Source organism: Microcystis sp. LEGE 08355 (assembly GCF_015207185.1).
Lineage (GTDB): Bacteria > Cyanobacteriota > Cyanobacteriia > Cyanobacteriales > Microcystaceae > Microcystis > Microcystis panniformis.
Genome location: NZ_JADEXI010000080.1, coordinates 1 through 12,438, shown reverse-complemented (window position 1 = coordinate 12,438; position 12,438 = coordinate 1). Strand labels below are relative to the sequence as shown.

Annotated in this window: 11 protein-coding genes and 3 pseudogenes; 6 read left to right on the top strand and 8 right to left on the bottom strand. The window is 40.5% G+C overall.

Annotation, left to right across the window (positions count from 1 at the left end; all coding sequences use genetic code 11):
• Both IQ242_RS25890 and IQ242_RS06250 read left to right on the top strand, forming a co-directional pair.
• Positions 1-181, top strand: a pseudogene (locus IQ242_RS25890) (hypothetical protein); the annotation flags it as partial.
• Positions 182-405: 224 nt separating this feature from the next.
• On the top strand, positions 406-1,236 hold the full coding sequence (locus IQ242_RS06250) for a hypothetical protein (RefSeq protein ID WP_193959385.1): 831 nt from the start codon (positions 406-408) through the stop codon (positions 1,234-1,236).
• Positions 1,237-1,365: 129 nt separating this feature from the next.
• On the opposite strand, the gene IQ242_RS06245 is transcribed toward IQ242_RS06250, so the two are convergent.
• From IQ242_RS06245 to IQ242_RS06220, 6 genes are all read right to left on the bottom strand, one after another.
• Complete coding sequence (locus tag IQ242_RS06245) at positions 1,366-2,049, bottom strand: DALR anticodon-binding domain-containing protein (RefSeq protein ID WP_193959384.1); 684 nt, start codon at positions 2,047-2,049, stop codon at positions 1,366-1,368.
• Positions 2,050-2,192: 143 nt separating this feature from the next.
• A complete protein-coding gene (locus IQ242_RS06240; RefSeq protein WP_012265173.1) occupies positions 2,193-2,969 on the bottom strand; it encodes a hypothetical protein in 777 nt (258 codons plus the stop codon).
• A 29-nt stretch (positions 2,970-2,998) separates the two neighbouring features.
• Positions 2,999-3,913, bottom strand: a complete 915-nt coding sequence (locus IQ242_RS06235; protein WP_193959383.1) for a DNA adenine methylase — start codon at positions 3,911-3,913, stop codon at positions 2,999-3,001.
• Positions 3,914-3,986: 73 nt separating this feature from the next.
• Positions 3,987-4,502: an alpha/beta hydrolase gene (locus IQ242_RS06230; protein WP_193959382.1), complete on the bottom strand. Its 516-nt coding sequence runs from the start codon at positions 4,500-4,502 to the stop codon at positions 3,987-3,989.
• A 167-nt stretch (positions 4,503-4,669) separates the two neighbouring features.
• Entirely contained in the window at positions 4,670-5,059 is a 390-nt protein-coding gene (locus IQ242_RS06225; RefSeq protein ID WP_043996363.1) for a hypothetical protein, read from the bottom strand.
• Between the two features lie 166 nt (positions 5,060-5,225).
• Positions 5,226-6,188, bottom strand: a complete 963-nt coding sequence (locus IQ242_RS06220; protein WP_193959381.1) for an orange carotenoid-binding protein — start codon at positions 6,186-6,188, stop codon at positions 5,226-5,228.
• 756 nt (positions 6,189-6,944) lie between these two features.
• On the opposite strand from IQ242_RS06220, the pseudogene IQ242_RS25885 reads away from it, so the two are divergent.
• The 4 genes and pseudogenes from IQ242_RS25885 to IQ242_RS06205 all read left to right on the top strand — a co-directional run.
• A pseudogene (locus IQ242_RS25885) lies at positions 6,945-7,691 on the top strand (choice-of-anchor L domain-containing protein); the annotation flags it as partial.
• Between the two features lie 405 nt (positions 7,692-8,096).
• Positions 8,097-8,186, top strand: a pseudogene (locus IQ242_RS25880) (PEP-CTERM sorting domain-containing protein); the annotation flags it as partial.
• A 620-nt stretch (positions 8,187-8,806) separates the two neighbouring features.
• Positions 8,807-9,016, top strand: coding sequence for a DUF2281 domain-containing protein (locus IQ242_RS06210; protein ID WP_193959379.1), 210 nt, complete (start codon positions 8,807-8,809; stop codon positions 9,014-9,016).
• Positions 9,013-9,267: a type II toxin-antitoxin system RelE/ParE family toxin gene (locus IQ242_RS06205; RefSeq protein ID WP_002760924.1), complete on the top strand. Its 255-nt coding sequence runs from the start codon at positions 9,013-9,015 to the stop codon at positions 9,265-9,267. Before IQ242_RS06210 ends, IQ242_RS06205 begins: the two co-directional genes overlap by 4 nt.
• A 499-nt stretch (positions 9,268-9,766) precedes the next feature.
• Here IQ242_RS06205 and IQ242_RS06200 read toward each other — a convergent pair whose 3' ends face one another.
• On the bottom strand, positions 9,767-10,732 hold the full coding sequence (locus IQ242_RS06200; RefSeq protein ID WP_193959378.1) for a permease: 966 nt from the start codon (positions 10,730-10,732) through the stop codon (positions 9,767-9,769).
• Between the two features lie 283 nt (positions 10,733-11,015).
• The gene (locus IQ242_RS06195; protein ID WP_193959377.1) at positions 11,016-12,353 is read right to left on the bottom strand and encodes an anthranilate synthase component I; all 1,338 of its coding nucleotides are present in this window, start codon (positions 12,351-12,353) and stop codon (positions 11,016-11,018) included.
• Positions 12,354-12,438: the final 85 nt, after the last annotated feature.

Below are 12,438 nucleotides of genomic sequence, written 5' to 3'. Positions count from 1 at the left end.
GTTCAGGGGTGCTAGGGGTTTTCTTCGGGGGACGTGGCATGATACGACAAGGAAAATAAAAACTATAGGATTATTGAAGCACATCGAGCCGCTAACCCGCTCGACCGCTGCTTGTATCAATTTTGCTGTGGCTAATTCTTCCCTGGCCCCGGGCCAGATACCCGCACTACAGCTATCTTAGGAATTAGTCGATTCCCCTCTCCCCTCGAACTTATTGAAAAAATTTCTCATTAAGTATTGACAAAAATTCCTAATAAGCTTATAGTTATTTATAGTGTTCTCCTCTCAAGGATCGGCAGTGGAACCGCGCGGCAGTCTCTAACAATGCGGTTCCCATTTTTTTTTGGAACGATAGAAGGCTTTTAACGTCTCTAAACTTCTAGGTTTCCTCATCCTTTGGCTTTTATGAACGATAATTCCGACCTGTACCTCGATCATCTCACCCATGCGGATACTGTCATTACTGCTGAAATTGTCGAGCATGAGAGTCAATCAACAGATGAGACAGATTGGCCGGCTCTATCCTCTCATTTACGTCAACAAAATCAAGAATTACAAGCGGAGATCTGGCGACGGGAGCAAGCTCTCGCAGAACTGCGATCGCGGTTAGCCGAGCAACATCGTCGCTTGCAAAGTTGCGATACCCTAATCCAGCAGCAAAGCGAGGAACTGCAATACGAAAAGCAACAATTACAGCGAGCTTTAGGGGAAATCGAACAGTATCGTCAAGCAGAACAACGGCAACCGATGATTATTGCCAATTTGACCGCAGAATTGACCCGCACGCGCCAACAATTAGCCCGTTTAGAGCGAGAATGTGCCTTAATCCAGGAAAGTTATCAGGAAAAAAGCCAAAAACTGTGCAACTATGACCAGCAATTGCAGGAATTACGCACCCGTCTCCAACGTCAACAACGCTACACCCTCCAGTATAAAGCGGCCTTGGCTCAGTATTTCCAGCGCGGTAGCGATCGCAATTCTCCCCCGGATTTAGCCATTGTTGCCAAGGCAGCCGCGATCGAGCCTTGGTCTCAGATAGAGAATCAAGAAAACGATGAAGTCGCTCCCATGGATGAGTTTGTAGCGGAATTAGAGACAATTGAGCCAGTAGAATCCTCAAAGAAGAAAGACAGGGATTGGCCTGCACCTATCATCTCTCCTTCCCCGAAATATTCCTCTTTTCGGGTTGATTTGCCCACTTTTATTAAATATCGCCAAGAAAAAGATAATTCCTGAACAACAGAAAGAGAGCCGGCGACTGTCCATGTTTCGTCTCGGCTCTCTATTCTGGTTCGCTCCTCACACTAATTAAAATCTATCATAGGCTGATGGTTTTGTCCACTAAATTCATAAAAGTTAATATTTTTATAGTTCCGTCATTGGCAGCAGTTGCCATTTTTGACGGAGAAGACGGTTAAGTAGTTTTTGACTGACGCTAATCAGGATTAATCTCGATCTCTGAATTGGGGCTGATTCTCCAATAATGCGACAGTTACGCTCAAAATTGAGCATCGCTTCGCACAAATTCGCAGTTAGGGGATAGAGTTTCTGGCCTTCCCAACAATCACAAACGGTTAAAATTTGCAGGATTAGGGCTATTTCGGCGGGATGATGCCATGATAATAGTTCTGGCTCGGTTAAACTAATTTTTTCCCGATTGAGCAGTTGTAACCAACTAGAATAGCGAGCGTGAGTGTATTGAAATAAAAAGAAAAATTCTCCTCTGGGATGGAGAGGAAGCTGATCGGAGAAAAATTTATCAATTAAATCATTTAGTTTTAGTAACCAAAAGGACAAAAATTGCTGATCTAATAATAATTCTAGCCATCCTTCCCTAAGCTGAATTTGTGGAAAAAGGGCGATTAAATGGTTAAATATGGCTTGACATTGAGCGGGAGTAAAATAATAAAACAGAGGTGAGCGATAGAGGATAATATCAGTTTTTAGGCAACGATAGAAAGTTAATTTATGGTTGTTTTCTGTAAAAATATTAATTAATTGTTGTTTTAAACAATGCTCGATCGAGGGGTGATTGCAGATAAAATTCATACTCAGAAGGGTAAACGGGGCGTTTTTGGCAGATCAAAGTGGTCGATTTATTCTAGTGTTCTCATGAGAGACATTCTAGATTACGATACGCTTAATCAACAATGAGTTAATTGTGTCTAACTGATATGATAACTACGATAAATTTAGCTGATGATTTCAAATCTCGCTGAGTCCACCAGCTTAATACTATTATAATTGTCTGGATTTTCAAACTCGAATTTCCATAAATAATATATATTTGATTTCTTAGCAAAAAATAGTGTAACAATTTTCTTTTTAGTATGCAGTTGCCATTGTCTAGATGGATAATACAACTGTCTGATAATTACATTGTCTATACTTAAGTTTTTGGCTTCAATCAGGACAATTTGGTTCTTGCCTTCATATCCTGCATCCACCTCTGTTTGTACACCTTTAATTTTAAGAACATGATCATTAATTTTTAGTGTAAATTCAGGGGTATATTTTCTACCACGAATGGTTAATACTAGGCTATTATCTTTGATAAAGTGACGAATTAGACTCGATGCGTAAGCGAAGTCCAGATGTTGCATTTCTGAATCACCTATCAAAGAAGTTTCTAATTGAAAATCTAATAAAGTTTGATAATTTTCTATGGGTGTTTCTATGATAGGAATATCAACATAACCCTCGCCCTTTAATATCACATACTCTCCATTCTTGACTGGTAAAATAAACAATCCTAGCTTTTTAAAAACTTCTGGACGGCTTTCTCTTGTATCTTGTTTACATAAAATTCTTACTTCTCTTTCCCCTGTAGTTTCAAAATGTTTTGTGGCTGCTTTAATCTGTTCAGCCTTAATAAAATAAGGATGATTACAAAAATCATGATCGTGCAAGTTATATCTATCGAATACAGCTTGCCACCCTCGATCTCTTGAAGAAATATTTTTATTCATGTCGTCTTTTCTGTTAGGCTTAATTTTTGTCAATTATTGATCAGTAATTCCCAGATTTCTCCCCTATTATTGCCCTGGGAATTAATATTTCGTCGAGCTTTTACCCTTTGAATATTATAATCTTTATATAAATCATCAAAAAAATTATTGTCAGAGTCAAAGTTTTTAACGTCGGAATTACTTAAAATAAATTTATAACCGGCCTGATCCACTTGATCGATAAATTGTTTTAATCTTATTTGCTCCTCATCGTTAAAATTTTCTTTAGTATAAGAGGTAAAAGCTGATGTTTTTTTAATCGGTTTATAGGGAGGATCAAAATAAAATAAAGTCTTGTTATTGGCATAATTTAGGGTTTGGACAAAATCCCCTTGTAGGATCGTCACTTTCTGTAAATGATGGTTGACAGCTAATAAGTTTTCTTCATTGCAGATCAACGGTTTGACATATTTTCCAAAAGGGACATTAAAAAGTCCTTTGCTATTGACTCTATAAAGTCCATTAAAACAAGTTTTATTGAGAAATAATAACAAAACTGTTTTTTCTATATCTTCATCACAGCCACGAGAATTAAATTCTATCCTTTTATCTAAAAAAAACTTTTGTTGTTCCTCTAGATTTTTAAGTTCATAAAAATCCTGCTGGATTTGTTTAAGCTTGACTATTAATTCTTTGACATTATTTTTAATAACCTTATAAGCCATGATTAAATCAGGATTGATGTCATTAATAATAACTTTTTGGACAGGAGAAAAATTATTTAAGACTGAGAATAAAACTGCCCCACCTCCGACAAAAGGTTCAATGTAGTTAAACTGACAATCTTGAGAAATCTGGGAATTAATCAAAGATAGAATATTAGGAACCAGTTGAGTTTTGCCTCCCGCCCACTTTAAAAAAGGTTTGGCGCTAACTGTTTTCCTTTCAGACAAAGAAGTGGTCATTATTATTACTAGATTATCCTAATCTATTCAATTTACAGCGCAATTCATGAAAACCTGAACGGCGGATTTGGGATCAGAAAGGTAAACGGGGCATTTTTTTCAATACTGATTCAATTTGGTTGATTAAATCCAGCAGACGATTGCCATCCACATGAACCTCGCTGGTGGGATAATTAGCGAGGACTTCGATAATTTGAATCTCATTATCATTAATGGCAGAAGTGACTAGGGAACCCCGTAAAGCTTGCCGACTAGCAGTCCGATTGGGTGTATGGACAATTTCAGTCGCATAATCTAGCAAACTTTCGCCAAAAAAACTATTAAGAAATTTGGAAAGAAATACGGCATCCACCGCTACCCGACGATTAAGGATTTTGCGGAATTCTTCGGGTTTTTGGTTAGCCATCTTTAATTGTGCCGCTAAAGCGGGGGCTAATTCGCCTGTTTCGCTCAATTGCTTTAATTCTGATACCGATACGGACCCTTGGAAGATGTAGTATTTGATGATAGCTGATTCGGCGGCTGACAAAGACTGACAAACACCGAGAAAGATGGATATTCCTAGGGGAAGTAAAAGATTTTTGAACATAAACCAAAGGTGCAAAACAAGCGAAAAGCGATCGGGATGATTGACTCATTCTAGCGGAATTGGTTGCCGCTTAGGAAAAACTTAAGACGGTGTTGATTATCTAGAGATGAATTTTTTAGTCACCCAACTAGGAGCAGAAAGCTGATAGCTTAATGCTAATCATTAATTTACATTCGCGAGAGAGCAGCGATTTTCGCTAGTTTATCTTTTTCCAAACCGTTGAGATCTTCTAGCTTTAACCATCCTTCCTTTAATAGTTGAGCAAAGACAAAAATTAGGGAAGTATAGCGATAGTCATATTTACCATCAATCTGATGTCTTCGGGCGCTTAGATAATCATGCATTTGCCATATATCATCTAAAACCGTGATCTGACCAGACTGTTCTTTAATATGTTCTATTAAAGTGCTAGTTTCGCGCTGATAGGCTTTTTGGAAAGCAGTTTGAGCAATTTCTTGTTCGGTATCTGACCAAATTATTTCACTCATAGGCATGATTTTAGTTTTAGGGATGATAATTTTGGATTTTTGAACTACCTCGACTCTTTTCGCCGACACCTGTTAAGAATGATGTTTAGTTATTCTTACCTAGATCGGAGAAGAAACCGGTGTATTTACCAATTTTTTTAAGTCAGCCTTTTAATTGTAGAAAAAAAAGAGTTCACTTGACAAGGAACTCTAATAAATTTCATCAGAATTTTTAATGATTTCTCTCAGTAGCTATTTAGCCACGGGCAAAGTTTAATAATTCTTTCGGAGAAGCTAATAAGTCGATCGCTACGAAGAAAATTTTATTATCAGGAGTTAGGAGGAAGCGCCATGCCATATTCATACCCACACCCGCACCAAACCAGGGGGTTTGTACTTTTCCCGTCACTTTAATCTGAGTAAAACCGTCATCGGCGGGTTCCACTACACCGCGTTCGGGGATTAATTTCAAATTTTGGCATTCTTCGCGGAAAAAGCGATATACTGCCTCTTTACCGACGATGGGACGTTGGAAGGGTGGTTGTAGAGCGCCGTCAGGGGTGAATAATTCAATTAATACATCAAAGTCGTTAGCGTTGAGGTTGTCCATATAGTTGAGGACGGTGGCATTGGTAACGCCTTCAATGCTAACTTTAGTCCGTTCGGCAATATTTTGGGGAGGAACCACGGGTTCGGAAATACGGTTATAATCGCCCAGTTTCTTGGGATCATAGCCCATATCCACCACACAATTCCGCAGAACGGTGATTTGTTGTCCCGACTCTAATTTTTTAATCCCCTCTAAAACGGCGCTGGCATTAGCAGATAGTTCATAACCCTTGGGAATTGGGGCAACACTACCATCTTCCATCCATTGTCCTAATTGATACCAGAATCCCAGTTTGATATTAGCAGACCAAGTGCCGTAGGTACGACAAATCGGGGTGTCAGCATGGTTGGCTAAGTCGCACATCACCTGCGACTGTTGCAAGGGTGACATCTGCCGAATCTCATTCATGGTTTTTTCGGCAAATACCATACTAGCAGCGCCGGGGGCGGCAACGGTGATGGTTTTGCCCATTTCTAGGTAGGCAAACCAAATCAAGGCTAGTTGATCTTCGGTATTCAGCTGATTGAAACGCGCAATCGTGGCGGGAACCACATCCGCTGATAGCGTGTTGGGGAAAATGCTCCGCGCTGATTCGATCGTAAACGGCATAGATTCACCTTGAAGTAAAGTTTTGTATCAATTTACCAGCATTCTATCATATTGGCGACCCAAGGCAGCACCCCTAGGGAAACTTTCCCAAAAAAAGCTGTACTTTAGATCACACTTACCCAGTATTATCACAAAATCTTAATGGTTGAACAACTGTTCTATCATTTATTTAGAATTTGCTGAATATCAGTGGAAGCTTAGCTAGAAAAGGGTTTTGGGCTTTTTCCCCCAAAAAGTGCAAGAAACAAACGTTGAGAAATCGAAATAGGGACTCAAAACCTTTGCACTTTCGTGAGCGAGCGCCAAATAAAATTAAGAAACTAAGCGACGAAACTACCATTTTGCCAGCTGTGTGGCTTCTAGATTGGCCTTGGGGACTTATTCAGCAAACCCTAAATAAATGTTACAAATTTCAGGTTTAGGGTTGACATTTTTGAACGGTAAAGGTAAAGTCGAGGTGCATCTCAAAAGCTATTAACAATTTAGTCAACTTTGTGAAACGATTGCCCTGTGGGCATTTCAGATGATGCTGGTCAATAACAAGGATTACGAAATCGACCCATTTGGTCTATTTTGTAACATTTGATACGGCAAATTCTACTCAAATCAAATATGCCTGGAACATCCTCTGGGTAGGTAACTCACATAAAGTTCATTTTGTCAAGGATTGTTAAGATGCGCTGATGACTGAGGTAATTGTTTGATTACACCAGTTTACTAAGATGTCCCTTAGCTAACTGTTTCGAGGAATCAACCATGAAATTAGCAAAACTCATCAAGAACTCCATCGGTGGGGGGATGATACTTCTCGGTCTTGGACTAGCAACAACCCCTAGCCAAGCTATTGTCATTACTCCAACGACAGATGTTAACACTTTAGTCAATACTGTCACTGCGGGTTCGGTAGGAATACATGTAACGGGATTTGGTTTATTCGGACACGCCACTCCGGGAGGTGCGTTTTCTACAGGGACTTTCACCAATGCAAGCGGAGTCTATGGTATAAACCCAGGTATTGTTATCAGCACTGGTAACGTCCTAGACTATCAAGACGGTCCGAATCTTTCTGGGAGTACCTCAACTAATTATGGATCTTGGGCTACCTCAGCACAGGAAAGCTTACTCGATCCAATCACAGGCGGTTTCTTTAACCATTTCGATGTCACCCAGCTTGATATTAACTTTAATGCAGACCTCGGTTTCGATGAAGTCGTCTTTCAAGTCGTCTTCGGCTCTGAGGAACTCTTTGAGTACGTAGGCTCTTCATTTATTGATGGCTTTGGACTCTATCTCAATGGCACTAATATCGCTTTCACTTCGCCGACCATACCACTCAATATAAACCACCCCAATGCTGTTGCATGGCCTGGTACCGAACTAGATGGAGTAGTAGCTCCAGGAGGAGTCTTACCTATAACTTTCCGTGGACCTGTCAATAGTACTGGTAATACCTTGACTTTCATCGTGGCTGATACCAGTGATGGGATTTACGATACGACCGTTTATATCTCTAGTCTCAGCGGTCCTGGTGTTTCTCAAGATTTGCCTTTTCTACCTGATGATAGTGATGGTGGTACTTTTACATTTGAAGATGTACCGAGTGGAGTTTGGTTCGATCCGCCAAGCGTTGAGGGTTTTGAATACGCCATGACTGGCGGTTCTTTATTTACTAAGATTCTGGGCTTCCCCACTGGTTTTAGCAACCCTTTTACCGTCTCTGTTGGGGGTACAGTCCTTGGTCAATTCAGTCCGGGTAATGTGGCGGACTTTACCACTTTTCCTGGTGGTGGAGTACCAGGGTTCAAAATTACTGGAATTGACCCTTTAGTAGATCTGGGAGATCCAACAGCTTTTCCATTGCAAATAGAATTTAACACTCCCACGGCATCTTTTCAGATGACTCCTATAACAGTACCTGAACCCAGCACAATTTTCGGCTTAGGTGTATTGGGATTTGGTGCTTTCTGCCAGCGCAACCTAGCTAAATCTAAAAAGTCAAATAATACCATTTTTCTTTATTCGTGGCAGACATTCTACTCCTTTCTCCCAAAAAGGGAGAAGGGTTGGGGGTGAGGGAATTAACCATCTCTGCCATTACTTTAGAAAAATGGTATAAACAGGACAACTAAACGGGTTAAATTTTGGGCGCAATGTTTGCGCCCCTACATTGCACCTGGTGTAATCGGTAGTGGCCTATAGTGTACTGCCTTTCTTCGATAATCCTTTCTTATCACCATAACTCCGGCAGGCAGAATTAAGATGAGTTAGAGTTTAAATGCTTGGGAAAATAGGGCTCGTAGGCGCACGGATTTTCCATTATGAATATAATATCATGTCAAGGTGCTTTTGTCAAGAGAAATTTTGACAACATCCAGAAAAACGTAGCCGATTGTAGGGGTAATTCATGAATTAGCCGATTGTAGGGGTAATTCATGAATTACCCCTACACCTATTACCTAGTGATAAGTAAAACGTAGGGTGCGGAATGTGGGTTCAAGCTAACAATCCGTCGTAACCCACCACCTAATCATCGACTATGATTGGAATGATTGAATGATGGACTATGATGGAATTAATCACTGATAACTGATGACTGATTACTGATTACTGATAAAGCTATGACACTCAAAGAACAACTAATTAAAGAAATCGAGCAGACACCTGACACCCTTTTGACTGAATTACTTGACTTTTTGCTCTTTATCAAAGAACGACATACTGAAATAGAAATTACAGAAGAAGAGCAAGCTAACATAATCGCTTCTGAATCAGCTTATCAAGCAGGAGACTATCTAACCCTCGAAGAATATGAGGCAACTCAAGGGTGAACTACAGAGTTATTATTCCGAAACCAGTTCAAAAACAACTAAACAACTTACCCAAACAACAACGCGAACGCTTAATTACTGCCATTAGACTACTTACCGATACACCTCGTCCTAGCGGAGTCAAGAAACTCAAAGGATATGATGACACCTACCGAATTAGAATAGGGGATTATCGCATCATTTACAAAATTCAAGATCAAGAAATGCTGATTATCATATTGAGTAGTATTCATCGAAAAGATGCTTATTGAACCTCTCAGTAGGTGGGTGGAGTGAGAACTATAAAACTATGTTGTCGCAACTCCGACAAGCAGAATTAAGATGAGTTAGAGTTTAAATACTTGGGAAAGTAGGGCTTGTAGGCGCACGGATTTTCCATTATGAATATAATATCATGTCAAGGGGCTTTTGTCAAGAGAAAATTTTGACAACATCCAGAAAAATCTAGCCGATTGTAGGGGTAATTCATGAATTACCCCTACACCTATTACCTAGTCCAGTAACCCACCACCAATCATCGACTATGATTGGAATGATTGAATGATGGACTGTGATTAGGGAGCTAGTTAAGAGTGGATTAGAGATGAAGATTGATTGAATGAACCAATCATAGTCAATCCAATAATCACATCAATCATAGTTAAGACCGTTGGAAAATAGGGTTCGCAGGCGCACGGATTTTCCATTATGAATATAATATCATGTCAAGGGGCTTTTGTCAAGAGAAAATTTTTCTGATCCGGAAGGAATTTAACCTAGATAAAAACTGAGGATCAGAGCCACTAAAAAAGTCATTAACAGGCATAAAATTCCGAAATAAAGGACGATTTTAGGACGGAAAGCTGATAGGAGGAGGATAAAAGCTTTAATATCAATGAGGGAAGCAACCAGTAAAAAAGCTAGAGTGGAACCCACGGACAGATTAGTAATTAAAGAACCGGGGACAAAAGTGCTAAGACTGGCATTAACAGCGAGGGTGAAACCAAAAAACAACTGCACGAGAATTTGAGTAACGGGAGTATTCCCCCAGGCAATTAATTGACTCTGAGGTAATAATAGCTGAAAGACACTAGCGATTGCACAGCCTATAATTAATAATCCCCCTAATTCCAGTGCTTCATCGATAAAGTTATCGAGAAATAACTGCACAGAAATTGGCCAAGCTTGCCTATCTCTAGTTTTATACTCATAAACAAGACTGCCGACTCTTTGCAGGGGTTGACTGGCTGCTTCCTCTGGTAAAAAACTCCCGGAAAGAACCAAACTCGATTCTAGGGGAATTTCGCTATCGGTGCGGGGTTTTTCCCGATAGAAACTAAAGAGAGTGCCGATAACAATTGCCATTAACCACACCGAAAGCGATCGATAGAAGAAAATACTAGAATAGGTGAAAGTCTGCCAAGTTAGCCAAAGAGTGACGATATTTAGGGTAGGTGCAGCGGTGAGAAAGCTAAACACCACCCCTGGGGGTACTCCCTCTAATAAGAATCTTCTAGCGACGGGAATCGTGCCGTATTGTCCGACGGGTAAGATTAATCCGATGGCACTGCCAACGATCGCTCCTAAGACTCGATTACGGGGAAATATCGCCGCTAATCGCTGTTTATTGACGAAAACCAGCAAAAAACTGGAAACTGCTGCCCCCAAAAGTAAAAAGGGAAGCGAGGTCAAGACTAAACTAAGAAAAAAAGTAACAGCGATAGAAATTTGATTCATGAATAGGGTTCAAGATCGGAAGCTATCCTACAAAATAGCAGATTAAGTAAAAAGTAAAAAGATCGGTTTTAGATGCAACAATAGGTAGCTGGTTATAATTAAATTAAACATGGATTTTAGGTTCGATCCCCCCTAGCCCCCCTTGATAAGGGGGGAAGCCAAAGGCGGGGGGATCCCCCTTAATAAGGGGGGTGCCGATCCCCCCTTAATCCCCCCTTCATAAGGGGGGCATCTGATAATTTTTAATGCCTACCTACTTAGGTTAGTTTGTTGAAATCAAAAATTAAAAAGAACGTAAAGCGATTAATTGTGCCTCAGCTTTATGAAGGGATTCTAACCATTCTTTTTCGGGATCACTATCGGCAACTATTCCCGCTCCCACCTGTCCCCAAACGGTGTTTAAATTCCCTTGATTAGTCATTAATAGGGTACGGATGAGAATATTCAAATCTAAATGACCTCTGCTGTCAATATAGCCACAGGAACCATAGAATAAATTGCGTCGCACTGGTTCCAATTCTTCGATAATTTCTAGACAGCGAACTTTCGGACAACCGGTAATTGTTCCCCCGGGGAAAAGAGCTTTAATTAAATCAATAGCATGATACTTTTTATCTAATTTTCCTTGAACATTACTGACCAAGTGCATAACATGACTATAACGCTCGATCGTCAGTAATTCATCCACATAAACCGATCCCCATTCACAAACTCTACCCAGATCATTACGTTCTAGATCCACTAGCATAATATGCTCGGCCCGCTCTTTTCTATTAGTTAATAGTTCCTCGGCCAATTGTCGATCGAGTGCCTCGGTTTTACCCCGGGGACGAGTTCCAGCGATCGGTCTAGTGCTGGCTATTCCCCTTTCTAATTTGACCAATCTTTCAGGAGAACAACTAATCATTTCGCCCCAAGGAGTGCGCCAATAACTGGCAAAAGGAGAAGGGTTTATCTGTTGTAAACTGCGATAAATTTGCCATCCTTTTGCCCTAGTTGTGCTTTGAAATCTTAGGGATAAATTTGCTTGAAAAATATCACCTTTTCTGATATAATCTAGGGCTTTTTTAACAGCTTTTTCGTAGTCGAGTTGAGAAGTATAAAAGATTAAGGGAGAGGGATGGGGATCGATAAACTCAAAATCGGGGTTAGTGGTTAAAGATTGTTCGTATTTATCTAAATCTTCGGGTTTAGTGGCAGCTAACCAGAGAATTTGTGCTTGGTGATCGAGAATGGCAAAACTATCCGGTTCATACCAATAAGCGACGGGAAAAGGGAGAGTATCAGCTTTCCTGTCGGGTAATTTTTCTATTTCCCAAGCTAAATCGTAGCCTAACCACCCCAACCAACCACCATGGAAAGGAAGATGATCGGGAAGATGATCACATCGGGTTTGGGGGAGTAAACTGCTTAAAAAGGGCAAAATTTCCCCTAATGCGGGGGTCCAAAGCTGACGCGGGGAACCAGCACAAAGAGAGTAACGGGAGAGGGAATTACCCGGATGGGGACTTTCTAGTAAGGTAGCGATCGCATCTTGGCAGAATAAGCAGGCAAAAACCTCGGAACCAGTGCGCTGATGCAGAGGAAGCGATCGCCAATGCCATGCTAAAGGTTTTTGCATCTAAAATCGCGGGCCAAAATAGCTGGGAAATTGGGTATAACTAGGGTTTGCGGCAAAAAGTTTTTCGTGGGGGTAGGGTGTAGGG

Coding starts and splice junctions, on each gene's coding strand:
- IQ242_RS06250 (WP_193959385.1), top strand. CDS start 406: ATGAACGATAATTCCGACCTGTACCTCGATCATCTCACCCATGCGGAT.
- IQ242_RS06245 (WP_193959384.1), bottom strand. CDS start 2,049: ATGAATTTTATCTGCAATCACCCCTCGATCGAGCATTGTTTAAAACAA.
- IQ242_RS06240 (WP_012265173.1), bottom strand. CDS start 2,969: ATGAATAAAAATATTTCTTCAAGAGATCGAGGGTGGCAAGCTGTATTC.
- IQ242_RS06235 (WP_193959383.1), bottom strand. CDS start 3,913: ATGACCACTTCTTTGTCTGAAAGGAAAACAGTTAGCGCCAAACCTTTT.
- IQ242_RS06230 (WP_193959382.1), bottom strand. CDS start 4,502: ATGTTCAAAAATCTTTTACTTCCCCTAGGAATATCCATCTTTCTCGGT.
- IQ242_RS06220 (WP_193959381.1), bottom strand. CDS start 6,188: ATGCCGTTTACGATCGAATCAGCGCGGAGCATTTTCCCCAACACGCTA.
- IQ242_RS06210 (WP_193959379.1), top strand. CDS start 8,807: ATGACACTCAAAGAACAACTAATTAAAGAAATCGAGCAGACACCTGAC.
- IQ242_RS06200 (WP_193959378.1), bottom strand. CDS start 10,732: ATGAATCAAATTTCTATCGCTGTTACTTTTTTTCTTAGTTTAGTCTTG.
- IQ242_RS06195 (WP_193959377.1), bottom strand. CDS start 12,353: ATGCAAAAACCTTTAGCATGGCATTGGCGATCGCTTCCTCTGCATCAG.